Genomic DNA, 23,518 nt, shown 5'->3' on the forward strand with positions numbered 1-23,518 from the left:
GCCTGGCCACCCGCTACGAAAAAACCGTTGTGTCTTTCTTAGCCTTCTGGCACGTGGCCGCCGCACTCGATTGGTTGCGCTGATTGTCCTCACGCTCTAATGTCCCATAGTTCTTAATGCTTTCTTCAGTCGGCCATTTTGGCTGGTCATCAGCGCGCCTCTATTTGTTCAACTCTGCTGAAATGAGTATCTTATCCCGCGCTTAATTAGCTAGAAGGTTGCAAAAAGGAAGAATACTTTTGTAAAATAACTTCGAGTACTTTTTTTATAAAAATAAGTACTATTCTATTTATTAATCCTTGCTGTCGAGCTTGCTTTGTTGATTATAAGGTGTCATATTTGAATTACTAACCTTTAAAATCGATGTGCCATGGTTGACAACGATTCGCTCCTAACCACCGAATGCGGACGCCGCCGCATGGTTGAGGTTATCCTAAGGGTTACGAAAGGCACCCGCATCGAGCCCAAGCCCTATGAAAAGATGCTCCTGGACCAGTTCGTGCGCGGCGAACTGACAGATGACCACGTCCTCACCTTACTCAACGCCGTCAACTTCCGTTGACGCGGGACGATAATAGCTTATCCAGACAGGCCACCGCAGCATCACAGGGCTTGTTTGGACAAGCCATTGGCAGATTCTTTTGACAATTCCGTTCCTGCCGCACCGACCCACATAAAAGTGCCGGGAATAAGCAACACAATAAAGCCCGTTTTCAACAAAGAGATGGGCTTTTATGTGAGTACGAAATACTGACCATTGATTTAGCTCACTCAGTCGCCGGCGGCTTCGGACTGGCGCAAAATGGCCTCCATCTAGTAGTCTGAAACGCCTTCGGCTTATAAGTAGGCGGCCACTACAACCACCAGATACACGGCTGCGATCAGCAAGTCGGTAGATTGCCGCACGCTCAGGAAGGTTGTCATGAGTAGGGGGGCACGCCGTTCCGCAGTTGCTCAATCGGGCTGTGAAGGACTGACCCCAGTGTTAAAAGGAGATGAGAAGCGTAGGAGAAATGACGCAAGGAATCCGGCGCCCGAATGGCTACCTACTGCCAGCCGCCGCCCAGGGCCCGGTACAGGCCCACGCTTTGCTGCAGCTGCGCCTGGCGCGACTCGGCCAGGCTCAGTTCGGCTTCCAGCACGCTCCGCTGCGCTGTGATTACTTCGAGGTACGTAGCGTAACCGGCCAAAAACAGCTTGTTGGACGTGGCCACGGCCTTGGTTAGCAGCTCTACTTCCTGCTGGCGGGCGGCGGCGGCGGCGCGGTAGTTTTCCAGCCCCTGCAGGCCGTTCACCACTTCGCGGAAGCCGGTTTGCAGCGACTGCTGGTAGCGGTAGTAAGCCTCGCAGCTACTGGCAGTGGCCAGACGGAAGTCGGCTTTGAACTGGGCGCGGTTGAGCAGCGGCCCGGCCAGGCCGGCCAGCGCCCCGTAGGCCAGCGAAGCCGGGTCGAAGAGGGTGCTGGTGCGGTAGGAGTTGAAGCCCACGTAGGGCGTAAGGGTGAGCGCGGGCAGGAAGGCGGCGCGGGCGGCGGCCACGTCGGCGCGGGTGGCCTGCAGCTCCAGCTCGGCCTGGCGCACATCAGGCCGGCGCAGCAGGGCCGTGGCCGGCACCCCGGCGTGGAGGCGCTCGGGCAGCACCTGCCCGGGCAGCGGCTTCCCCCGGGTAATGGGCTGCGCGTAGCGCCCCAGCAACTGGTTGAGGCCCGTTTCGGCTTCCGTCACGCGCTGCCGGGCCTCGTGGGCCAGGCTTTCGGTGCGCGCCACTTGGGCGGCAAACTGCTGCACGGCCAGCTCGGTGGCCCGGCCGGCCTGCTTCTGCACGCGCATCAGGCCCAGGGCCTCGCGCTGCAGGGCAGAGTTGCGCTCCAGCACGGCCAGCTGGCTGTCGGCCGTCAGCAGCTCATAGTAGAGGCGGGCTGCTTCGGCCACCACGTTGGTCGTGACGAGGTGGCGACCCTGCTCCGAGGCCAGCACGCGTAGGTAGGCGGCCTGGCGGCGATTGCGCAGCTTGCCCCACAGGTCAACTTCCCAGGAGCTGCGCAGCCCCATATAGAAATCCGGTGTCACCGGGCCGGGAATGCGCTGCTGGCCCTCCACGTTGGGCGACAGATTGGTGTCGTAGTTGCCCACGCCGTTGAGGGTGTAGCGGCCGTAGCGGTCGGCGCTGGCCGAGGCGGCGGCCGACACGGTGGGCAGCAGCGCCCCGCGGCGGGCCAGGTACTGGGCCCGGGCGCTTTCCACGCGCTGCAGGGCCAGCTGCAGGTCCAGGTTCTGGCGCAGCGCCGTGTCGATGAGGGCTGCCAGGGCCGGGTCCTGGAAAAACTGCCGCCACGGCTGGCGGCCGGCATTGAGCGTGTCGGTGGCAGCCCCTGTCCCGGTGAATGCAGCCGGCATGGCCGGGCCGCTGGTGGGCTCGACGGGCGCGGCCACCCGGCAGCCGGTGGCTAGTAGGAGGGTAGCAAAGACAAGAAGGGGAAAGCGCATTGGGTTTGGTGGTTTTGGGGTTTGGGCGGGGAGCAGCGGGTTGGCCCGACCGTGCGCCTCACCCCTAGCCCCTCTCAAAGGAGAGGAGAACTAGTTTTTAAATGCTAAAAATTTAGCAACCAGCACAGTGAAATGCTAGAAGCTAGTCCCCCTATCCTTTTCGGAGAGGGGTTAGGGGTGAGGCGCACGGCCGAGGCTAGCATCACGCTACCAGCTCCCGTTCCCGCACTTCCTCTACTTCGGCTTCTTCCGCGGCTGCATCCAGGCTTTTTACCTTTTCAAATGAAGCAAACAACACGTACAGCCCCGGAATGAGTACCATGCCGAACAGTGTGCCGATAAGCATGCCGCCCGCCGCGGCCGTGCCAATAGAGCGGCTACCCAGCGCCCCGGCTCCGGTAGCAATAACCAGCGGCACCAGGCCGGCAATGAAGGCGAAGGAGGTCATCAGGATAGGCCGCAGGCGCGACACGGCCCCTTCCACGGCGGCGGCCAACACGGTGGCCCCGGCCCGGCGCCGCTGCTCCGCGAATTCAATGATGAGAATGGCGTTTTTACCCAGCAAGCCCACCAGCATCACCAGGGCTACTTGGGCGTAAATGTTGTTTTCGAGCCCCAATAGCTTGAGGCTGAGGAAGGCGCCGAAGATGCCGGTGGGCAAACTCAGCAGCACGGGCAGGGGCAGCAGCAGGCTTTCGTACTGCGCGGCCAGCAGCAGGTACACGAATATGAGTACCACGCCGAATACGTACAGGGCCTGGTCGCCGCTCAGGATTTGCTCCCGCGTCATACCGCTCCACTCGTAGTCGTAGCCGCGGGGCAGGGCCGTGGCGGCCGCTTTCTCAATGGCCGCAATGGCATCGCCCGACGAGAAGCCGGGGGCGGCGTCGCCGTTGAGCATGGCCGAAGTGTACATGTTGTAGCGCGTGAGCTGGTCGGGGCCGAACACGCGCTCCAGCCGCACGAAGGTGGAGAAGGGCACCATCTCGCCCCGGTCGTTTTTCACGTGCAGGGCCAGCAGGTCGTTGGGGCGGCTGCGGTACTCGGGGCCGGCCTGCACCATCACCTTATACATCTGCCCGAAGCGGATGAAGTTGGAGGCGTAGTAGCTGCCCATCAGGGTTTGCAGGGTGCTCATGGCCGCGTCCACGATCACGCCTTTCTTGGCGGCCATGTCCTGGTCTACGTGAATGAGGTACTGCGGGAAGTTGGGGTCGAAGCTGGTGAAGGCGCCGCTGATGGCCGGTTCCTGGCGCAGCGCCGTGAGGAAAGTCTGCGACACGGCGGCGGTTTTCTGCAGGTCGCCGGCGCCCGACTTGTCCAGTAGGCGCAGCTCAAACCCGCTGCTGTTGCCGAAGCCCGGCACCGTGGGCGGCGGCAGAAACTGAATGTCGGCGTCGCTGATGCCCTTTGTTTTCTCTTCCAGCTCGGCAATAAACTGGGCCACCGACTGCTTGCGCTGGTCCCAGGGCTTGAGGTTAATCATGCCCATGCCGTAGCTGGAGCCGGCCACCTCGTTCACCAGGCTATAGCCGGCCAGCGTGGACACCGATTCCACCGGGCCCAGCTGGCTGGCAATGCGCTGCACTTCGTCCAGCACGGCCTCGGTGCGCTCCACGGTGGCGCCGGCGGGCGTGGTCACGTTCACGTACACCATGCCCTGGTCCTCAGTGGGGATAAAGCCTGACGGCAGCACCGCATTCACGCCCCAGGTGGCCACGCAGAACCCCACCAGCACGGCCAGCGTCAGCACGCGGCGCCCGGCCACGGCTTGCAGCAAGCCCTGGTAGCGGCCCGCCAGCGCATCGTACCGTTTATTGAAACCGGCAAAAAACCGGCCCATCAGCCCCTTGGGCTTGGCCCCGGCCTCGGCCGGCGTGTGCTTGAGCATGAGCGCGCACAGGGCGGGCGTCAGGGTCACGGCATTAATGCCCGAAATGACAATGGCAATGGCCAGCGTAAGCGAAAACTGCTGGTAGAACACGCCCACCGGCCCATCCATGAAGGAAACCGGGATAAATACGGCCGACATCACCAGCGTAATGGCAATGAGCGAGGAGCTGATTTCGCCCATCGCCTCGAAGGTGGCGGCGCGGGCCGGCAGGTGCTTTTCCTGCATCTTGGCGTGCACGGCTTCCACCACCACAATGGCGTTATCCACCACAATGCCAATGGCCAGCACCAGCGCAAACAGCGTGAGCAGGTTGATGCTGAAACCCAGCATCTGCATAAAGGCCAGCGTGCCAATGAGGGCCACCGGCACGGCCAGTGCCGGAATAAGCGTGGAGCGCCAGTCCTGCAGAAACAGGTACACAATCACAAATACCAGTAAAAAGGCCTCCAGCAGCGTCACCATCACTTCGTGAATACTCGCGTCGAGAAAGCGCGACACGTCGTAGGCAATGCTGTACTTCATGCCGGGCGGGAAGCTCGTGCCCTGCAGCTCGGCCATGCGGGTTTTCACGTTGGCAATCACATCGGAGGCGTTGGAGCCGGGGCGCTGCTTGAGCATGATGGCCGCCGAGGCTTTGCCGTCGGTCTTCGATGACATGCCGTAGGTGAGCGAGCCAAACTCCACGTCGGCCACCTCGCGCAGGCGCAGCACCGAGCCGTCGGCGTTGGCCCGCACCACAATGTTGCGGTACTGGTCGGGCTCGAAGAGCTTGCCGGTGTAGCGCAGCACGTACTGCATGGACTGGGCCTTGTTGGCGCCCGAGCTTTCGCCCGACTTGCCAGGGGCCGCCTCCACGTTCTGGGCCCGAATGGCGGCCACTACTTCATCGGTGCCCACGTCGTAAGCCGCCATGCGGTCGGGCTTCAGCCACACGCGCATGGAGTACTCGCGCGAGCCCATGATTTCGGCAAAACCCACGCCGTCAATGCGCTTGAGCTCCTGCAATACGTTGATGTCGGCGAAGTTGTAGATGAACTTCTCGCCCGCCGCCTCGTCGTCGCTCGTGATGTTGAGGTAGAGCAACATGGAGTTTACCTCCTTCTCCGTGGTCACGCCGGCCTTGATTACCTCCTCAGGCAGCTCGTCGAGAATGGTCGTCACACGGTTCTGCACGCCCACGGCGGCCAGGTCGGGGTCGGTGCCCACCTTAAAGAACACCGTAATCAGCGTCACGCCGTTGTTGGAACTCACCGAGTTCATGTAGGTCATGCCCGGCACGCCGTTGATGGCACGCTCCAGCGGCGTCGCCACGGCCTTGGCGCACACCTCGGCGTTGGCGCCCGTGTACTTGGCCGTCACCGTCACCGAAGGCGGCACAATGTCGGGAAACTGCGTGATGGGCAGCGTCACCAAAGCCAGCCCGCCCAGCAGCACCAAAAACACCGAAATTACCAGCGACAGAATAGGCCGGCGAATGAATATATTGAACATGGAATTGGGTTATGGCAAAAGGGCCGTCATGCTGAGCGAAGCAGCGCGCAGCCGAAGCATCTCTACCGCTTCGTTGGGTCGATTTGATTACTCCTGCGGTAGAACTGCTTCGACTGCGGCTGCGCCTTGCTCAGCATGACCTTCTATATAATCAGGTCAAAAGCTAGTAGCCAGCAGCTATTGGCTGATAGCTATCAAGGAGTCCAGCGCCACGGTGCGCGGGCTGATTTTCTGGCCGTCTTTGAGGCCAGCCGCGCCCTCGTACACCACCCGGTCGCCGGCTTTAAGGCCATCTTTCACCACGTAGAAGTCGCCGGTGCGGGTCTGGGGCACGAAGTTGCGCATGTGCACCACGCCCTGCCGGTCCATCACATACACGTAGTTTTTGTCCTGAATCTCGAACACCGCCTTCTGCGGCAGCAGCAGGGCCGCCGGTAGCGTAGTAGTCAGCCGGATGCGGCCCGAGGCCCCGTGCTTGAGCATGCGCTGGGGGTTGTTGAACCGCGCCCGAAACGCCAGCGAGCCGGTATTGGGGTTGAACTCGCTTTCCGTGGTTTCGATGTGGCCCATCTGCGGGTAAGTCGAGCCGTCGGCCAGCGTAAGGCGCACCGAGTCGGAGTGGCGGTCGGGGTGCTGCTGCCGGGCCTTCACGTACTGCAGGTACTCGCCCTCGCCCACGTTGAAGTAGGCATGCACCTCGTGCAGGTCCGACACCGTAGTCAGCAGCGTACCCTCCTCCACAATGCTGCCGCGCTTGAGCGGAATCCGGTCAATAATCCCGTCAAACGGCGCACGCACCAGCGTGTAGCCCAGGCTGAGGCGAGCGGCCGCTTCCCCGGACCGGGCCTCGGCTACGCGGGCTTCAGCGTCTTTTACTTTGTTGGTAGCCAGGGCCAGTTCGGTTTTGGCAATGATGTTCTCAGCCACCAGCAGGCGCACCCTCTCGCGCTCCAGCCGGGCGGCGCTGGCCTGGGCCTGAGCGCCGGCCAGGGCCGCCTGGGCCTGGCTCAGCCGGTTCTTGTGAGCGCTGGCGTTCAGCTGAAAAAGGGGCTGGCCTTATTTCACGGGCCGCCCCTCGTCCACAAATATCTGCTCCAGAAAGCCCGGCACCTGGGCCCGTACTTCCACGTTCCGCACGGCCTGCACATCGGCCACGTAGTTATGAAAAAGCTGCTGGTCAGCTGGCTTGAGGACCACCACGGGCAATACGTCGGGAGCGGCAGCTTCGCCCGGCGTCTTGCCATCCACGGAGCAGCCGCTGAGGCCGGCTACCAGCGCGGCCAGCAGCGCGCCACCCCAGAGCCGTTGGCGCAGTGCGGCCGACGGGTTGGTCCATAAAGTGTGCATGCGGGCTGTAAAAGAAGAATGGTACATTGAATTGGTGCGTGGCAATTATTGGGAGGTCAGAACCAGGCCGGCGGCCGGGTTGCGGGAAATGGCAAGCAGGCTGTCCTGCCGCTGCTGGTGCAGCTGGCAGCTGGTGAGCTGGCGCTGCGTTTGGTGCAGGTCGGCGGTGGTAGCGGCCAGCTCGGCGCTCACGTCATCGGGCCAGTCTTCAATCCGCGCGGCCAGCAGCAGCCCGTTCAGGCCCAACGACAGCGCCAGGGCCCCGCCCAGCAGCAGCGCCATAAAATTGAGAGAGCGAGATTCTAAGCGGGTCATCGCAGTCGGGCAGCCGAAAACAGGTGAAACGTGCCACAAAGGACCCTTTCCGACATGAAAATGAGATGAGAAACAGATGAGAAAACATGAGAGTCCGCCCCGGTGGCACCTGCCGCCCGGGGTTTTAGCTTTCCCTCAAATTGTGTTTCTGGCTTCGGCTTGCCTGCTTAAGGAAGCGCGCCCGGCTACAGGGGCGTGGCTGGCAGCCACACCGTGGCCGTGGTGCCCTGCCCAGGAACCGAGGTAATTTCGAGTCGCCCGCCGTGGCGCTGCACCACCCGCTGCGTGAGGGGCAGGCCCAGGCCGTAGCCGGGGCGGCCCAGGGCGCCCGTGGCGCGGTACAGGGGCTCGTAAATCAGCTGCAGCTCCTCCGCCGAAAGGCCGGGGCCGACGTCCGTCACGCGTACCCGCAGCGTGTGCGGGTCGCTGTAGGCCAGCTCCGTGCGCACCGGCCCGGGCGAGTATTTGCCGGCATTGTCAAGCAGGTTGAGGATGGCCGTGGTCAGCAGCTCGGCGTTGCCGGGCAGCATAAACAGGTCGCCCTCGGTATCGGCCGGGAAATCACCGATGGACAGCCGCCACTCCCGGCCGGGGTAGTGGGCGCGGGCAAATTCCAGGGCCTGGTTCAGGCACTCGTCCAGCCGCACCGGCGCAAAGGCCGGCAGGGCACCATCGGCCCGGGCCAGGTTGAGCAGGCCGTTGGTGAGGGCGCTCAAGTGGCGGGCCGCCTGCAGGCCCTGGGCCATGCTTTTTTGGGCTTCGGGCAGGGTTTTATCGTATTCCAGGGCCGTTTCCAGCGTGCCGGTGAGCGTGGTGAGCGGCGTGCGCAACTCGTGCGAGGCGTGCGAGAGAAAGCTCCGCTGCACTTCAAACGCTTGCTCCAGCCCGGCCAGCATGGCGTTAATCACCCGGCTGAGCTGGGCCAGCTCGTCGCGGCCGTTGCCTTCGGACAGGCGCCGCCCCAGGTTGGTGGCCGAAATCCGCCGGCCTTGCCGGATGATGCGGGCAATGGGCCTCAGGGCCGAGCCGGCAAAAAACCAGCCGGCCACAATGGCAATGGCCAGTGCCCCAATGTTGCCCACCAGCAGCAGCAGCCCCAGCTGCCGCTGCTGCGTCCAGCCCACCCGGTCCTCGGCCGAAACGAAGATGCGGTAGTGGCCGTGGGGCGCGTGGGCAAAGGACAGGCCCACGGTTTCGCGGCGGTCCTGGCGGGGGTAGGTGGTTTGCTGGCCGGGCGCCAGCGCGGCCAGGCGGGCGCGGTTTTCCCCCTGGTCAATGTGGTCGTCGCTGCTGTAACGCAGGGTATTGTCAGGGCCGTAAATGCTGATTTGCTCGCGGGGCAGGATGAGCAGGTCGCTGCGGCGCAGCGAGCCCAACAGGCCCTTTTCTACCTTGTGGGTGCGCACCAGCAGGCGTCCGGCCAGCGTGGCGCTGTTGGCTAGCCGGTGCTCAAAGCGGTGGCTGCGGGCGTTGGCGTGGAAGAAGTAGACGAAGGTGGAAAAGCTGAGCTGGATGGCGAGCACCAGCAGTGTAAAGCGCAGCATCAGCTTGTTGCGAATCAGCATAGGGCTTCGGCGTTACTGGTCCCGCATCACATAGCCCATGCCCACCACCGTGTAAATGAGCTTGGGCTCAAAACCCCGGTCCACCTTCTTGCGCAGGTAGCCGATGTACACGTCGATGATGTTGGTGGTGGTGTCGAAGTCCACTTCCCACACCCGCTCGGCAATGTCCACGCGCGACACAATTCGGCCCTGGTTGAGCAGCAGGTGCTCCAGCAGCGAGTACTCGCGGGTGGTAAGGTCGATGCGCTGCCCGGCGCGGGTCACTATTTTGGAATCCAGGTTCAGCTCCAGGTCGGCCAGCTGCAGCAGCTGCGGCGCGCCGGTTTCGGCGTAGCGCTTGGTCAGGGCCCGGGCGCGCAGCAGCAGCTCCCGAAAGGCAAAGGGCTTGGCCAGGTAGTCGTCGGCCCCGGCTTCAAAGCCCGCTTCCTTGTCGGCCAGGCTGTCGAGGGCCGTGAGCATGAGCACCGGCACCCGGTGCCGGCCCGCCCGAATGTGCCGGCACAGCTCCACCCCGTTGAGGTACGGCAGGTTCACATCCAGAATAACCAGGTCGTAGGGCTGCTGCTGGTACAGGGACCAGCCCGCGCGCCCGTCGTAGCCCACGGTCAGTTCGTAGCCTTCGTGCTCAAACCCTTTTTTGACAAAAGAAGCCAATTGGGGCTCGTCTTCAACCAACAGAACCTTCATGCGTGGAGAGAATGTGCGTGAGCCCGAAGGCGGAGCAAAAGTACGCAACGGCCGCAACGAGCCCAGTCCACGGGTCCGGGCGCCTGGCAAACGACCCCGTGAGCAGGCCTCCAGGCCTGGTTTTACAGGCCGAGTAGTCGCTCAAAAGCAATCGGGGCGTCAGGTATTTGCGGGTGGTTATAGGTCAGGCAATTATATTTTTCTGACAACTGACTACAGGTACCTAATTACCGAACCCCAGCTTTCTCCTTTATTTTCGCTATCTAGCTAATAACCGGTTTCACCTAGCTTTTGCACCATGAACATCCTGTCTCGGATTCATAACAAAGCCAAGCCCTTATTGCTGTTTTTGGTAGTCATGGTAGCCATTCTGGGCAGCAGCGTGCTCGAAAAAAATATGATGCGCGACCTGAAGGTCTCCGTGTCCTCCCTGTACCAGGACCGGCTGATGCCGGCTACGGGCCTGTTCCAGCTCAACGACCTGATGTATACCAAGCAACAGCTGATGCGCGGCTACCTCGCCGACTCCGGCGGGGTCCGGCTCCCGGGTACGCAGGCGCAGCTGGCGCGCCACAACCAGGAGGTGGTCGCGCTGGTGGCTGGTTATCAGGCTACTTACATGGTGGCCGATGAAGGCCGGGTGTTCCAGGACTTCAAAGCTCACCTGCGGCACTACAATGCCCTGGAGGCCCAGCTGCTGGCCACGCCGGCCGCCAGCCCAGCGGCGCAGACCCGCGCCCTGGAGCAGGAGTTCAACCGCATCCACAGCGACCTGAGAAGCCTCAACCTGATTCAGCAGCGGGTAGGACAGGAGCTTTCCCAGAGCTCAGTAGTGACCGAAGGCAACGCCACAACCCTGAGCAACCTGAAAATTGCCCTGCTCATCATATTTACGCTGGTTATCCAGCACGCCCTGCTCACTTCCCGCCACCCGTTGGTACCCAAAAGCATGCAGAATTTCAACCTGAACTAAACGGGACTACATTGGGGTGCGGGCCGGCTACAGCGGTTCCCAAGTTGGGGTACAAGTTTCGTTCAAACGTGCGCCTCACCCCCTGACCCCTGCCGGGCCGGTGTCCCCTCTCCTCTTCGGAGAGGGGGCTGGGGGGTGAGGCGGGCCGTTGAACGAGCATGTACAACTATCCTGAAATCTGCTCTAGTATAACAAGTGCCAGGTTACAGCAATGCAGTGAATGCGTCTCGTTGCAGACATTATCCCACAAGCGGAATATCACTGAAGTTATTTAAAAACACCATGATATGGGGGGGGCAAAGCGCCCATGCCCGCTGCCGCGGCAGTCTGCTACTGTTGCCCCGCAGTGCGCTGCTGCTGTATTTGGTAGGCGAGGTGCCATTCTTTTATTGCCTGCACCAACTCCCCACTGCCAAGACCTGCCACCTTGCGTCGCGGATATTGCCTTTCATTCGGTATAACCCGTAGCCAATTGGTGAGGGAAATGGCGGCTCTCTGCACCAGCTTAAGGCAGTGGCGCTGGCCATGTTTGTAAAACAAAAAGGCCTTCCTAGTGTCAGGAAGGCCTTTTTTTGTAGTCCGTAGGGGAATCGAACCCCTGTTGGTAGAATGAAAATCTACTGTCCTAACCCCTAGACGAACGGACCGTTTTTTGTTTTGGTGATGCAAAGGTACGGCGGCTGGCTTTCCCTGCAAGTGCTGGGACGAAAAAAAGAGCATTCTGAAGCAAAGTGCATTGTTTTTCAGGCGGAAAGATTTTTTCGTCCCCGTGCAGGGCGAGCTCGTCGCCTGCCCAAAGTGCCGTATGGTGGTGATTTCGGTGATAGTAACGGGCAACATGAAAGCGTTTTGGGGCCTGCAGGCGTAGGTTGCTGGCGAAGCCGGGTTAGCCTGCTATCTTCGCACCGCGTTTTAACTGGGTGCCACATTGGCCACTCGTCACTACTTTTTCCTGTTTTAACAATGGCAAAAATTAAAGTCGCCATCAACGGTTTCGGCCGCATTGGCCGCCTCACTTTCAAGTCGCTGCTGGGCCGCGACAACGTGGAGATTGTCGCTATCAACGACTTGACCGACAATAAGACGTTGGCCCACTTGCTGAAATACGATTCCGTACACGGCCGTTTCGATGGCACCGTGAGCTACGACGAGGAAAGCCTCACCGTGAACGGTGTGAAAATCGCTGCCCTTGCCGAGCGCGACCCCAAGCTGCTCCCCTGGGGCAAAATGGGCGTGGACGTGGTGCTTGAGTCGACCGGTCGCTTCGTGGACGAAGCCGGTGCCGGCCAGCACCTCACGGCTGGTGCCAAAAAAGTGGTGATTTCGGCCCCCGCTACGGGCAACATCCCCACCGTGGTGCTGGGCGTAAACGAAGACATCCTCACCGGTTCCGAAACCATCCTCAGCAACGCCAGCTGCACCACCAACTGCCTGGCCCCCATGGCCAAGGTGTTGGACGATGTGTTCGGCATTGAGAAAGGCTACATCACCACGGTGCACGCCTACACCTCGGACCAGAACCTGCAGGATGCGCCCCACAAGGACCTGCGCCGCGCCCGCGCCGCTGCCTACAGCATCATCCCCACCAGCACCGGCGCCGCCAAGGCAGTGGGCCTGGTGTTGCCCCAGCTGAAAGGCAAGCTCGACGGCCTGGCCATGCGCGTGCCCATTCCAAACGGCTCGATGACCGACCTGACCGTGGTCCTGAAAAAGGAAGCCACCAAAGAGCAAATCAACGCGGCGCTGAAGGCTGCGGCCGAAGGCCCCATGAAGGGCATCATTGAGTACACCACCGACCCGATTGTGAGCATCGACATCGTGGGCAACCCCCACAGCTGCATCTTCGATTCGGAGCTGACCTCCGCCAACGGTACGCTGGTTAAGGTTATCGGCTGGTACGACAACGAAACCGGCTATTCCACCCGCACGGCTGATTTGATTCAGAAGCTCGGCGAGCAGATGAACGGTTAACTGTTGCGTTCGTAAACTACGCCGCCTGCTTTGCCTCCCGGGGCCGAGCGGGCGGCGTTTTTTGTTGCCTTCCCGCGCTATATCAGCATCGGGAGGCCCTTCTTTCCTCATTCGCCTGGCACCCACCGGGCGTTGCCCATGCCCAAAACCTGCTTCATCCTCAACCCCACGGCTGGCCCGAGCCAGCGGCACGACATGCCCGCGCTCATTGCCCAGCACTTTGGCACGCTGGAGCCCGAGTACGAAATCCGGCTGACGGAACACGCGGGCCACGCCGTAGAGCTGGCCAGAACGGCCGCGGCCGAAGGGTTCCAAGTAGTGGCGGCCATTGGCGGCGATGGCACCGTGAACGAAGTGGGCCGGGGCCTGCTGGGCACCGCCACGGCGCTGGGCATTGTGCCCCAGGGCTCGGGCAACGGCCTGGCGCGCCACCTCAAGGTGCCGCTGGGGCTGCCCGCGGCCCTGCAGCGCCTCGCCACTCCCGACTTCAGCCGCATGGACGTGGGGGTGATAAACGGGCACCCGTTCTTCTGCACGGCCGGGCTGGGGTTTGATGCGCACGTGAGCCAGCATTTTGCCCAGGCCGGCTCGCGCGGCCTGAGCACCTACCTCCGCGTCACGCTGCGTGAGTACGGCAGCTACCGCGCCGTGCCCATCCGGGCCGACTTAGACGGCCGCGTGGAGGAAACCGATTGCTACGTGCTGGCTTTCGCCAACGCCTCGCAGTACGGCAACAACGCCTACATCGCGCCCCTGGCCGACCTGCGCGACGGCCTACTCGATGTGTGCCTGATTGACGCCCTGCCCGTGGCCCGGGCCCTGAAGGTGAGCCTGGGCATGGTTCTCGGCACCCTGCCCCAATCCAAGGCCGCCGAGTATTTTCGGGTGCCGCGGGCCCGGGTTACCGCGCAGGACCCCATCGGCTTCCACGTCGACGGCGATTACCTTGGGCACACCACCGAGTTTGAAGTTGACCTCATGCCCCTGGCACTGCACGTGGCCGTGTAATCAGACGAGCTGTTAGCCATTAGCTGTCAGCGTAACTTAATTTACTTTCAGCACTAGTTTTTGCTTTATGAAAGCCGACAAAAACCAACGGCAAGGCGTGGTGTATTCCACCAATCCCGATTTTGCCTACCAGTCTGATGAGCCGGCGGCGGCCACCACGCTGCCGCCCCAGCAGCAGCAGCTGCGCGTGCAGCTGGACAAAAAACAGCGCGGCGGCAAGCAAGTCACCCTCATCACCGGCTTCGTGGGCACCGATGCCGACCTGCAGGCGCTGGGCAAGCTGCTCAAAACCAAGTGCGGCGTGGGCGGCAGCGCCAAAGAAGGGGAGGTGGTGGTGCAAGGCGACTTCCGCGACAAGGTGCTGGAAGTGCTGTTGAAAGAAGGTTATAAGGCCAAAAAAGCCGGCGGCTAACTATTAAGGCTGGCAGCGCAGCCATTCATTCTTTTTGTTACACCCTTTGGGCGCCCCAATGCTTCAACTCTTAGCTCTGCCGGAAACGGCTCCCCATATCTCAGGCTTGCACGGCCAGGCCGAAAGCGGCGTTATCAGCGCGGTGTTGTGGCTGAAGCTGGGAATTGAAACAGTGGGGGCACTCATCATTGCACTGGGCATTCTTAGCGCGGGCTGGTTGTTGCTCAAGGCGTTGGCCAGACGGCAAACGGCGGATTTTACCGCCATCCGGCTGACGCTGGCGCGGTATCTGGCGTTGGCCCTGGAATTTCAGCTGGGGGCCGATATCCTGTCCACGGCCATTGCGCCCAGCTGGGAACAAATTGGCAAGCTCGGGGCCATTGCCGTTATCCGGACGGCGCTCAACTACTTTCTCTCGCGGGAAATGCGGGAGGAGCGGCCGCGGGTGAGCCACGAAGACAAAATAGTGGCGCGGGCTGAAAACTAGCCTTTCAGCCGCGCCCGGGCTTTTTCTACGTCTTCCGGGGTATCTATGCCGAACGTGTCCAGCTCCGTCTCGGCGCACCGGATGCGGAAGCCGGCCTCCAGCCAGCGCAGCTGCTCCAGGCTCTCGGCGGCTTCGAGGGGCGATACCGGGAGCTGCGTGAGCTGCTGGAGCACCGCCGGCTGGTAGGCGTACAGGCCCAGGTGGCGCAGGTAGCGGTGGTGGGCCAGCCAGGCGGCCGGCGGGTACTGGCGCTGAAAGGGCAGGGGGTGGCGGCTGAAATACAGCGCCTCGCCCTGTTGGTTGAGCACCACTTTGGGCAGGTGCGGGCTGAATAATTCCTCTTCGGAAACCACGGGTTTCACCAGCGTGGCAATGGCTGGTGCAGTGGCCGCATCGGCAAATAAATCGACCAATGCGTTGATTTGCGCGGGGTGAATGAAGGGTTCATCGCCCTGAATGTTGACGATGCAGTGCACCTCGGCCGGGTCGTACCCGGTAGGGCCGGTCCCGGCAGGGCTGCCCAGCTGCTGAAACGCTTCCCACAGCCGGTCGGTGCCGCTGGGGTGGTCGGGGCGGGTGAGTACTGCTTCGCCCCCGAAATCCTGCACGTGGCGCAAAATGCGTTCGTCGTCGGTGGCCACCACCACCCGCGCCAGGTTGGCCAGCCGGGCCTGCGCCACCACCCGCTGAATCATGCTTAGCCCACCCAGGTCAACCAGGGGTTTGCCCGGCAGGCGGGTAGAAGCGAAGCGCGCGGGAATGAGACCGATGACCATAGCAAGCACATAGTAACAGCACCAGAATCCCAATGCCGGCCCAAATAACGCAACAAGGGCGTGTTACGGCCGCGGCCTTCCTGCAGTGCGAACACACCGCGACTCCCATCAGGAGCTGAATTTTGTTTCCCTGATGGAATGTTTTTATTCGGCTGGAAGCGGCGCTACTACGGCCCCCGGCTGCTCCTGAGTCGGCAAAATCCACTGCCCCTGTTCAACTGCAATCCCCGGCTCGCCTCGATTTTAAACGACCAGACGCCAATAGCCCGGCGGTTTTTGCGTTATTTTGTCTTTGCTGGCCATTAGGCAGCGTCCCCGGGCGGGGATGGTATGGATTTCGCAAGGTTGATTTTATGACTATAATTCTTTCGCTTCTAACCCTATTAACAGTTGGCGGACTGGGTCCGGAAAACGGCAGCCGGCGCAGCTGGGCTCCTACCGATTCTATTGGGATAGAAATACGGGGCGGCCAGCGCTTCGTGAAGCACCGCGTAGGGCCGGGCGAAACGCTGTCGGCGCTTTCGCGCCGCTACCGCGTCACGCTCAGCCAGCTGCTGGCGGCCAACCCGCAGGTGAATTCCGGGCTGGCTGTGGGCCAGGTGGTGCTGGTGCCCCGGCCTGTGGTGGCAAAGGCGGCGACTTCTTCCCCAGCGGCGGCTAAAGCGCCGGCAGTAGCAGCAGCTCCCGCAGATGCCGTGCCCGCCCGCTACACCGTAGCCAAGGGTGAAACCCTTTTCGGCATCGCCCGACGCTATCAATTGACGCCCGAAGAGCTGATTCTCCTCAACAAGCTGCCCAGCAACGGTTCGGTACGAGTAGGGCAGCAGCTGATTCTGACGGCCGCCACTGGCGCTGCTGCGGCGGCCACAGCTGAGGAAGCCGCCCCCGCGCCTAAAGTCTCCGTCGCGCCCGACAAGCCCGCTCAGATTGCAACCGTGACGCCTGCCGCGCCCGCCGAAGAAAAGGAAGAAGCCGCCCGCGAGGAGCGCACCCCCACCCGAGCCAGCGAGGTACTGGCGCGGGTGGTGGAAAACGGCCTGGGTGCGCCCATCGACAAAAGCGTGACCGACAAGTACCTGGCCCTGCACAAAACGGCGGCCGTGGGCACCATCATGCAGGTTAAAAACAACATGAATGGCCTGTCGGTGTACGTGCGGGTAATTGGCAAGCTGCCCGACACCGGCGAGAACAACAATATTCTGGTGCGCCTCTCGCCCCGCGCCATGCAAAAGCTGGGCACAGGTGATTCCCGCTTCCGGGTAGAGACGAACTACATTCCGCAGTAGCCGGCCAGCGGAATCACCAGGTAAACCGAACGTCATGCTGAGCGAAGTCGAAGCATCTCGCGTGTGGTAGTAATCCAATCGTAAGAAAAGAATTACTGCCCCGAGCGAGATGCTTCGACTTCGCTCAGCATGACGATTTTATTCGTGGCATAGCTTATAAAGAATTCCCTCACGTTGAACATTGCCCAGCTCCGCCGCCAGCTAGACGCCCAGTACGAGCGCTACAACCGTCCGGAATTTATCAAAAACGACCCCATCCAGATTCCGCACCGCTTCACGCAGCGGCAGGATATTGAAATCAGCGCGCTGTTTGCGGCGCTGCTGGCCTGGGGGCAGCGGCCCACCATCATCAACAAATGCAACGAGCTGCTGCGCCGCATGGACGATGCCCCGTATCAGTTCATTATCCAGCACCGGGACGAGGATTTGAAGCGGCTACTGGGCTTTTGCCACCGCACCTTCTGCGATACCGACCTGCTGTATTTCGTGCATTTCCTGCGCCACTGGTACGGGCAGCACGAGTCCCTGGAAACCGCGTTTCTGGTGGGGACCACACAGCGCGAGCGGCTGGAGAACTTCCACAATACCTTCTTCAGCCTGCCCGATGCGCCCGGCCGCACCCGCAAGCACGTGGCCACCCCGGCCCGCAAATCGGCCTGCAAGCGCGTGAACATGTACCTGCGCTGGCTGGTGCGCCGCGACAGCCACGGCGTCGATTTCGGCCTCTGGACCCGCCTTTCCATGGCCAACCTCATCATGCCTATCGACCTGCACGTGGAGCGTCAGGCCCGCCCGCTGGGCCTGCTCACCCGCAAGCTGGTGGACTGGCAAGCCGCCGAGGAACTGACGGCTAATCTGCGTCTGCTGGATGCGGACGACCCCGTGAAGTACGACTTCGCGCTGTTTGGGGCGGGGGTGGATAAGGGATAATAACACCCTGTTTGTCAGTAAATTATGGATAATATTTTTGAACTAGAACTGACAAATCAACGCAAGGTAGGGTGGCTGGCACTTGGCTTCACCCTAATTTTAACTGCCGTTATGGTAGGTGGTATTGCTGCTCTTTTGGATTACGGTGCCACCTTGACCTATGCGGTGTTGCTAAGTTTAGGCGCGAGTTTTCTGTATGGGTTTGTTTGGCTCATGAAAATATTTGCCATCGAGCCGTCGCTGATAACTATTGCAACTGATTGTATAACGGTTTTAAACAAAACTTCAGGCGAGGAGAACCGGCTTTTGTTCAATAAAATTGCCAGCTACCAGTATTCTGTTTATCGTGGAGGAAAGCAATTGCGCCTAAAGCTTAGGGACTCCACTGTTGTGAACCTTTCAGATAAAAGCCAAAGATTTGCTACTATGGTTGGAGAGTTTGAAACGGCCTTGGCTCTTCACCAACAACCGCTAACCACGTCCTTGCTATCATCGGAAAAAGCAGGGGATGATATCATGGGAATTCCCAGTTACGCTGAAAGTCCACATACTACAATTCGGGAAAAGACCTTCTTCGAAAAGCGAATTTCCACAGTCCTAATGGCAATACTGTCAGTGGTGATGGTGTTGCTGACCTGTTCCGTATTGCTGAGTTCCAGGCCCGTAAAAGGAAGCTTGTTTTTGGCCTATAGTGGGTACATTTCTTACGCCACAACTTGGTGGATTGCTCGCAAGCAACGTTGGGGATGAGTAATGGCTACGCCGCCGCAGAAAATTAAACAAGCCGTAATTCCCGCGAATCTTTCCCGGCCCGCCTGCTGTTTACCTTCGCATCCTAACCTGACTATCGAAAGACTACTTTCTTGCTGTTACCCCAACACTTCGAACAAAAAATCGGCTTCACCACCCTGCGCGAGCAGCTCGAAGCCAACTGCCTGAGCGCCCTGGGCCGCCACTACGTGGCCCGCATGGAGTTCCAGACCAAGCACGAGCCGCTGCTGAAGCTGCTGCAGCAGGCCGACGAATTCACCTTCCTGCTGCGCTCCGGCGCCGATTTCCCGGCCTCGCACTACTACGACCCCAAAGCCCACCTCAAGCGCGCCGCCCTGCCGGGGGCGTACCTCGACGTGGCCGCGTTTTTTGAGGTAAAGATGAGCCTGCGCACCATTCGCCAGGCCCTCACTTTCTTCAGCGAGGCCGATGCCACCCTGTACCCCACGCTGCGCCTGCTGGGCATTGGCGTACAGGTAGACCGCAACTTGCTGGCCGCCATGGACAAGGTGGTGGACGACGAGGGCGCCGTGCGCGACGACGCCAGCCCGCTGCTCCGCCAGATTCGGCAGGAGCTGATTGCGCGCCAGGGCCAGCTGCGCAAGCAGATTGCCGGCATCCTGCGCCACGCCAAAACCGAGGGCTGGATTCCCGGCGACGCTGAGCCCACCATTCGCGGCGGGCGGCTGGTGCTGCCGGTTGTTGCCGAGCACAAGCGCAAAGTGAAGGGCCTGATTCACGACGAATCGGCCTCGGGCCAGACGGTGTACATCGAACCGGAAGCTGTTTTTGAGCTCAACAACGACATCAAGGACCTCGACAACGCCTACCACCGCGAGCTGATTCGCATCCTCACGGCCCTCACCGACCAGCTGCGCCCGCACTTGCCGGACCTGCGCCGCGCCTATTCTTATCTGGGCCTGATTGACTTTATCCGGGCCAAAGCGCGGCTGGCCGTCTCGCTCGACTGCCAGCTGCCCGTGCTGCACAACAAGCCGTTGCTGAAGTGGCACGGCGTGCGCCACCCGCTGCTGCAGCTGGCCTTTGCCCAGCACAAGCGCGAAAACGGTGACCCCCGCGAAGTGGTGCCGCTCGACTTGGAACTGAACCACGAGCAGCGGATTCTGGTGATTTCGGGGCCCAACGCGGGCGGCAAGTCCGTGAGCCTGAAAACCGTGGGCCTCGTGCAGTTCATGCTGCAGATGGGCCTGCTCATCCCGTGCGCCGACAACTCCGAAGCCGGCGTATTTGAAGATATTTTCCTGGACATCGGCGACGAGCAGAGCCTGGAAAACGACCTGAGTACCTACTCCTCGCACCTGCTGGCCATGAAGCAGTTTCTGCTGCTGGCCGGCAAGAAAAGTCTGGTGCTGATTGACGAGTTTGGCACCGGCACCGAGCCCAGCCTGGGCGGCGCCATTGCCGAAGCCGTGCTCGACCAGCTGAATAAAGCGCGGGTGTATGGCGTGATTACCACGCACTACACCAACCTCAAAAACTTCGCTGAGCGCACCCCGCACCTCGTGAACGGCGCTATGCGCTACGACCCCGACAAATTGCAGCCCCTGTATCGCCTCGAAGTGGGCAAGCCGGGCTCGTCGTTCGCCATCGAAATTGCCCGCAAAATCGGCTTGCCGAAGGAAGTGGTGGAGCGTGCCACCCAGCTGGTAGGCAAGGACAAAATCCGCTACGACCGCCTGCTCGAAGGACTCGAAAAGGACAAGCTGGAACTGGAAACCCGCACCGCCGAAGCCGCCAAAGCCGAAAAGCGCCTCAAACGCGCCGCCCAGGAATACACCGACCTCAAGCAGCACCTCGAAGACACCAAGCTCGAAACCCTGCGCACCGCCAAGCAGCAGGCCAAAGCCCTGCTGGTGAACACCAACCAGCAAATTGAAGCCACCATCGGCGAAATCCGGCGCGGCAACGCTGAGAAGGAATCCAACAAAGCCGCCCGCGAAAAGCTCGAAACCTTCGTGCGCCAGGAGCTGCAGATTGAGCCGCCCAAGCCCAAAGCCACCCGCGAGCGCGCCGAAGCCGGCGACCTTCGCCCCGGCGATAAGGTGGCCCTGTTCGGCCAGGACGGGCACGGCGAGGTGGTGAGCGTGAAGGGCCAGACCGCCGAAGTCATGTTTGGCGGCATGAAAACCCTCACCAAGCTCAGCCAGCTCGAAAAGTTGGGCCGGGCCGAAATCCGCGAGCGGGAGCTGGCTGCTAAGGCCAAAAGCGGCCGGCTCGGCGGCGGCAGCTCCGGCGGCGGCGGCAACGGCGTGAACATCACCGACCGCATGGCCGGCTTCAGTCCCACACTCGACCTGCGCGGCGAGCGCGCCGAAGACGCCCTCACCAAAACCATGAGCTTCGTGGACGACGCCGTGATGCTGGGAATGCCTGAAATCAAGTTCCTACACGGTCGCGGCAACGGTGTGCTTCGGCAAGTGGTGCGCGACTACCTGCGCTCGCAGCGCGCCGTGGCCAGCGTGGCCGACGAGCACGCCGACCGCGGCGGCGACGGCGTGACCATTGCGGTGCTGAAGTAGTAATGCCAGTGGGGTTAAGCCCTGTCATGCTGAGCGCAGCGAAGCATCTTATCAGGGTAGAACCAGTTGTGCAGCGGTGATAGGATGCTTCGCTGCGCTCAGCATGACAGGAACTATCCGGATGGCTAATCAAAAACAAAAAAGGCGGCTCCTGAATCAGGAGCGCCTTTTTTGTGCCAGGTGGAAAGGACTATTCCACCACTACGCGGCTTACCTGCGTGGCTTCGGGCGTGGTTACCTGCACTAGGTACAGGCCCGCCTTCAGGGCTGTGGCGTCGATGGTGAGGTCGGTGCCGGTCAGGGGCTGGGTTTGGGTAAGGACTACGCGGCCGGTGGCGTCGCGCAGCACCACGGTGGCGGTGCGGGCGGCCGTGCTGGCCAGGTGCAGCCGGAAGCTGCCCCGGGTGGGGTTGGGGTAGCCTGCATGGTGCTGGCCTGCACGGTGCCGGCGCGGGTGGCCAGGGCCAGGCGGCACAACGCGAAGCCGGTGTTGGGTTGGGCCGCAATGCGGGCGGCGTATTCCTGGTAATACTGGTTGGTGATGAGGTTGTCGTGGATAACCAGCGTGTTCTCGTCGTTCTCTATGTCGGCCGAGGCCGTCCAGTTGTGCGAGCCCACGAATACGGTGGGGTCCGACTGCGGCGCGCCGGCATCCACAATCAGGGTTTTGTGGTGCATGATGCCCGGCAGCTTGTCGAGCAGGTAGCGGGTGCCCATGCCCGCCCGAATGGTGCGGAACACAAAGCCGGCCACGCCGCTGGTGTCGTTGGTGAGGCCATCGGAGCACGCGGCAATGTTGCGCTGGGACACCTGCTCGGCCAGGGCGCGGCCAATATCGGTGCGGGTCACCAGCATGGAAAGTACGTGCAGGTCGTTGTCGGCCGTGCGAATGGTTTCGATGAGGCGGGCGTTCACGTTGTCGGTGGGCGAGAACCACGACTCCACCTTCTTGCCGCCAATGACGAGGTAGTGGGGCGTGTTGTCGGTCTTGCGCGAGCCAAACAGCGAAGTGCCGGGCGTGGTAGTGGAGCTGCCCCACATTTCATCAAACTCGATGGTGTACACGAGGGCCAGGCTCTGGTCCTGCACCGCAATGGAGTTGTTGCGGTCGGAATTAAGCTGGTTAGCCGTCCAGTTGGTCGAGCCCGTCCACACCACCGGCACGTTGGGGTTGGTGCTGTTGGCATCAATCACCACAAACTTGTTGTGCATGATGCTGGTGGTGTTCGCCGTGCCGCCGGCGGGGCGAAACACGCGGGCAATGGCGGGCGTGAGGCCGGCAATGCTAAAGTTGGAGTTGTCGTCTTCGTAGATGACGCGCACCTTCACGCCGCGGGCGTGGGCCGCGTTCACAGCATTCAGAATGGTGGCGCTGTTCCAGTTGTAGATGGTGATGTCCAGCGTTTGCTGGGCGCGGCCAATGTACTTGGCCAGGGTGTCGGCAATGCTGCCGTTGGGCGTGTGCGTGGCTTTGTTGTTGGGCAGCGCCAGCGAGTTATCGACGGGCTGGGTGAAGTAGGTTTTCATGCGTCCCGACGAGAGCGACGCCGTAATCATGGGCGTCACGCGCGATTCGGAGCGGCCGGTGGCGTTCACCGAAACCGCCTGCACGTAGTACACCGTGGCGGGCTGCAGGCCGGTGAGCACCACGCTGTGCTGGGTACCGGTGCCGGTGGCGTTCACCAGAAACGGCTGGCCGGCGGGCGGCGTGCTGCCAATGGGCACGGGCACGGTGGTGTAGCTAATCTGGGCGCTGCCGGGGTTTTGGGTAGTGAAATTCACCGTGAAGCCCGTGGTGCTGATGTTGGTGGGGGTGGGGGCCGACGTCAGGTTGGGGGTGTTGCCCTGTATAAAGTCGCCGTAGGTGCGGTTCAGCATCTGGTAGCCGCCCGTGGTGGAGGTAGTGGTGGAAGCGTACTGGCTGATGATGCCCACCGCGTCGAAGGTGCCGGTGGGGCTGGGCTTGCCCACCAGGCCGTTGGGGCCGGTGGAGTTGGCGTTGACGTAGGTCACGAGCGCCGAGTTGTTGTTCAGCCGGTAAGTGGTGTTGGCCGAGAAAGCCGTGACCAGCGCGCCGCCGGTGGTGTTCACCGACGTCAGGCCATTGAGCCGCACCAGCTGGCCTTCGTACTGCTCGGCGTAGGCGGCTGTAAAGTTGGCGGCGTTGAATACCACGGGCGCGGGCAGGGGGCGGTTGCCGGCCAGCACCGTCAACGAATTGACGGGGTCGATTTCGAGCAGGCCGCGAAACATTTTCAGCCCTCCGGTTACCAGAATGCTGTCGCCGGGCACCAGGCTGTTCACTGTAGCGGCCAGGGCCCCGGTGGTGGTGGTGTACACGCCAATGCCGGCCGTGCCGTCCTGAATGTACCGGATGATGCTCACGCCGGAGCCCAGCTCCACGCCGTTGGTCACGATGCCGCGCACCGTCACGATGGGGCCCTGCACGTTGTTGGCGGTAGGGGCCTGAGCCCGCGCCGCCGCAATGGAAATGGAAGTTTGGGCCTTGGCGGCCTGCCACGACGTAGCACAGGCCAACAATGCCAGAAGAGTAAATTTCTTCATAAACGCAATAAAAG

General features: G+C 61.6%; 19 protein-coding genes, 1 tRNA gene and 1 pseudogene. 10 read left to right on the forward strand and 11 right to left on the reverse strand.

The genetic code is table 11. From position 1 onward, the window contains the following. Window positions 1-370 precede the first annotated feature (370 nt). The gene (locus tag BEN48_RS02350; RefSeq protein WP_070732566.1) at window positions 371-562 is read left to right on the forward strand and encodes a hypothetical protein; all 192 of its coding nucleotides are present in this window, start codon (window positions 371-373) and stop codon (window positions 560-562) included. Between the two features lie 484 nt (window positions 563-1,046). Here BEN48_RS02350 and BEN48_RS02355 read toward each other — a convergent pair whose 3' ends face one another. The 7 genes and pseudogenes from BEN48_RS02355 to BEN48_RS02380 form a co-directional block, all read right to left on the reverse strand. After that, window positions 1,047-2,486 (reverse strand): efflux transporter outer membrane subunit, encoded by a 1,440-nt coding sequence (locus tag BEN48_RS02355; protein WP_070732568.1) that lies wholly within the window; start codon window positions 2,484-2,486, stop codon window positions 1,047-1,049. A gap of 202 nt (window positions 2,487-2,688) precedes the next feature. After that, window positions 2,689-5,871, reverse strand: coding sequence for an efflux RND transporter permease subunit (locus tag BEN48_RS02360; protein ID WP_070732570.1), 3,183 nt, complete (start codon window positions 5,869-5,871; stop codon window positions 2,689-2,691). A 177-nt stretch (window positions 5,872-6,048) separates the two neighbouring features. Continuing rightward, a pseudogene (locus BEN48_RS02365) lies at window positions 6,049-6,915 on the reverse strand (efflux RND transporter periplasmic adaptor subunit); the annotation flags it as partial. Window positions 6,916-6,927: 12 nt separating this feature from the next. Then, window positions 6,928-7,218, reverse strand: coding sequence for a hypothetical protein (locus BEN48_RS19535; protein ID WP_241502144.1), 291 nt, complete (start codon window positions 7,216-7,218; stop codon window positions 6,928-6,930). Window positions 7,219-7,263: 45 nt separating this feature from the next. Then, window positions 7,264-7,500, reverse strand: coding sequence for a hypothetical protein (locus tag BEN48_RS02370; RefSeq protein WP_070732572.1), 237 nt, complete (start codon window positions 7,498-7,500; stop codon window positions 7,264-7,266). Window positions 7,501-7,718: 218 nt separating this feature from the next. Beyond that, on the reverse strand, window positions 7,719-9,098 hold the full coding sequence (locus BEN48_RS02375; RefSeq protein ID WP_070732574.1) for a sensor histidine kinase: 1,380 nt from the start codon (window positions 9,096-9,098) through the stop codon (window positions 7,719-7,721). 12 nt (window positions 9,099-9,110) lie between these two features. After that, window positions 9,111-9,785, reverse strand: coding sequence for a response regulator transcription factor (locus tag BEN48_RS02380; RefSeq protein WP_070732576.1), 675 nt, complete (start codon window positions 9,783-9,785; stop codon window positions 9,111-9,113). Between the two features lie 298 nt (window positions 9,786-10,083). Here BEN48_RS02380 and BEN48_RS02385 point away from each other — a divergent pair, with 298 nt between their 5' ends. Further along, window positions 10,084-10,758, forward strand: coding sequence for an MCP four helix bundle domain-containing protein (locus BEN48_RS02385; protein WP_070732579.1), 675 nt, complete (start codon window positions 10,084-10,086; stop codon window positions 10,756-10,758). Window positions 10,759-11,333: 575 nt separating this feature from the next. On the opposite strand, the gene BEN48_RS02390 is transcribed toward BEN48_RS02385, so the two are convergent. Beyond that, window positions 11,334-11,405: transfer RNA gene (locus BEN48_RS02390), tRNA-Glu, on the reverse strand. 316 nt (window positions 11,406-11,721) lie between these two features. Between BEN48_RS02390 and gap the strand changes: the two genes are divergently transcribed. The 4 genes from gap to BEN48_RS02410 all read left to right on the forward strand — a co-directional run bounded on the left by gap (window position 11,722) and on the right by BEN48_RS02410 (window position 14,636). After that, window positions 11,722-12,729, forward strand: a complete 1,008-nt coding sequence (gap, locus tag BEN48_RS02395) for a type I glyceraldehyde-3-phosphate dehydrogenase (RefSeq protein WP_070732581.1) — start codon at window positions 11,722-11,724, stop codon at window positions 12,727-12,729. Window positions 12,730-12,759: 30 nt separating this feature from the next. Next, window positions 12,760-13,737: a diacylglycerol/lipid kinase family protein gene (locus BEN48_RS02400; protein ID WP_241502145.1), complete on the forward strand. Its 978-nt coding sequence runs from the start codon at window positions 12,760-12,762 to the stop codon at window positions 13,735-13,737. Between the two features lie 67 nt (window positions 13,738-13,804). Then, entirely contained in the window at window positions 13,805-14,149 is a 345-nt protein-coding gene (locus BEN48_RS02405) for a translation initiation factor (protein ID WP_070732585.1), read from the forward strand. Window positions 14,150-14,207: 58 nt separating this feature from the next. Continuing rightward, entirely contained in the window at window positions 14,208-14,636 is a 429-nt protein-coding gene (locus BEN48_RS02410; RefSeq protein ID WP_083320681.1) for a DUF1622 domain-containing protein, read from the forward strand. On the opposite strand, the gene kdsB is transcribed toward BEN48_RS02410, so the two are convergent. Then, the gene (gene kdsB / locus BEN48_RS02415; protein ID WP_070732586.1) at window positions 14,633-15,412 is read right to left on the reverse strand and encodes a 3-deoxy-manno-octulosonate cytidylyltransferase; all 780 of its coding nucleotides are present in this window, start codon (window positions 15,410-15,412) and stop codon (window positions 14,633-14,635) included. The two genes, BEN48_RS02410 and kdsB, sit on opposite strands and share 4 nt — an antisense overlap. A 353-nt stretch (window positions 15,413-15,765) precedes the next feature. Here kdsB and BEN48_RS02420 point away from each other — a divergent pair, with 353 nt between their 5' ends. From BEN48_RS02420 to BEN48_RS02435, 4 genes are all read left to right on the forward strand, one after another. Continuing rightward, a complete protein-coding gene (locus tag BEN48_RS02420) occupies window positions 15,766-16,698 on the forward strand; it encodes a LysM peptidoglycan-binding domain-containing protein (RefSeq protein ID WP_083320682.1) in 933 nt (310 codons plus the stop codon). 174 nt (window positions 16,699-16,872) lie between these two features. Then, window positions 16,873-17,628 carry a TIGR02757 family protein gene (locus tag BEN48_RS02425; RefSeq protein ID WP_070732588.1) on the forward strand — a complete coding sequence of 252 codons (756 nt, stop codon included), beginning with the start codon at window positions 16,873-16,875 and terminating at the stop codon, window positions 17,626-17,628. Between the two features lie 24 nt (window positions 17,629-17,652). Then, window positions 17,653-18,378 carry a hypothetical protein gene (locus tag BEN48_RS02430; protein WP_125932441.1) on the forward strand — a complete coding sequence of 242 codons (726 nt, stop codon included), beginning with the start codon at window positions 17,653-17,655 and terminating at the stop codon, window positions 18,376-18,378. 113 nt (window positions 18,379-18,491) lie between these two features. Further along, the gene (locus BEN48_RS02435; RefSeq protein WP_070732592.1) at window positions 18,492-20,939 is read left to right on the forward strand and encodes an endonuclease MutS2; all 2,448 of its coding nucleotides are present in this window, start codon (window positions 18,492-18,494) and stop codon (window positions 20,937-20,939) included. A gap of 190 nt (window positions 20,940-21,129) precedes the next feature. Here BEN48_RS02435 and BEN48_RS19275 read toward each other — a convergent pair whose 3' ends face one another. Next, window positions 21,130-21,327 carry a T9SS type A sorting domain-containing protein gene (locus BEN48_RS19275; protein WP_241502148.1) on the reverse strand — a complete coding sequence of 66 codons (198 nt, stop codon included), beginning with the start codon at window positions 21,325-21,327 and terminating at the stop codon, window positions 21,130-21,132. Continuing rightward, the gene (locus tag BEN48_RS02440) at window positions 21,261-23,504 is read right to left on the reverse strand and encodes a phospholipase D-like domain-containing protein (protein WP_070732595.1); all 2,244 of its coding nucleotides are present in this window, start codon (window positions 23,502-23,504) and stop codon (window positions 21,261-21,263) included. The genes BEN48_RS19275 and BEN48_RS02440 overlap by 67 nt, the downstream gene beginning before the upstream one ends. Window positions 23,505-23,518: the final 14 nt, after the last annotated feature.

It is taken from the genome of Hymenobacter glacialis, from assembly GCF_001816165.1.
In the GTDB taxonomy this organism is placed as follows: Bacteria; Bacteroidota; Bacteroidia; order Cytophagales; family Hymenobacteraceae; genus Hymenobacter; species Hymenobacter glacialis.

Coding starts and splice junctions, on each gene's coding strand:
- BEN48_RS02350 (WP_070732566.1), top strand. CDS start 371: ATGGTTGACAACGATTCGCTCCTAACCACCGAATGCGGACGCCGCCGC.
- BEN48_RS02355 (WP_070732568.1), bottom strand. CDS start 2,486: ATGCGCTTTCCCCTTCTTGTCTTTGCTACCCTCCTACTAGCCACCGGC.
- BEN48_RS02360 (WP_070732570.1), bottom strand. CDS start 5,871: ATGTTCAATATATTCATTCGCCGGCCTATTCTGTCGCTGGTAATTTCG.
- BEN48_RS19535 (WP_241502144.1), bottom strand. CDS start 7,218: ATGCACACTTTATGGACCAACCCGTCGGCCGCACTGCGCCAACGGCTC.
- BEN48_RS02370 (WP_070732572.1), bottom strand. CDS start 7,500: ATGGCGCTGCTGCTGGGCGGGGCCCTGGCGCTGTCGTTGGGCCTGAAC.
- BEN48_RS02375 (WP_070732574.1), bottom strand. CDS start 9,098: ATGCTGATTCGCAACAAGCTGATGCTGCGCTTTACACTGCTGGTGCTC.
- BEN48_RS02380 (WP_070732576.1), bottom strand. CDS start 9,785: ATGAAGGTTCTGTTGGTTGAAGACGAGCCCCAATTGGCTTCTTTTGTC.
- BEN48_RS02385 (WP_070732579.1), top strand. CDS start 10,084: ATGAACATCCTGTCTCGGATTCATAACAAAGCCAAGCCCTTATTGCTG.
- gap (WP_070732581.1), top strand. CDS start 11,722: ATGGCAAAAATTAAAGTCGCCATCAACGGTTTCGGCCGCATTGGCCGC.
- BEN48_RS02405 (WP_070732585.1), top strand. CDS start 13,805: ATGAAAGCCGACAAAAACCAACGGCAAGGCGTGGTGTATTCCACCAAT.
- BEN48_RS02410 (WP_083320681.1), top strand. CDS start 14,208: ATGCTTCAACTCTTAGCTCTGCCGGAAACGGCTCCCCATATCTCAGGC.
- kdsB (WP_070732586.1), bottom strand. CDS start 15,412: ATGGTCATCGGTCTCATTCCCGCGCGCTTCGCTTCTACCCGCCTGCCG.
- BEN48_RS02420 (WP_083320682.1), top strand. CDS start 15,766: ATGACTATAATTCTTTCGCTTCTAACCCTATTAACAGTTGGCGGACTG.
- BEN48_RS02430 (WP_125932441.1), top strand. CDS start 17,653: ATGGATAATATTTTTGAACTAGAACTGACAAATCAACGCAAGGTAGGG.
- BEN48_RS02440 (WP_070732595.1), bottom strand. CDS start 23,504: ATGAAGAAATTTACTCTTCTGGCATTGTTGGCCTGTGCTACGTCGTGG.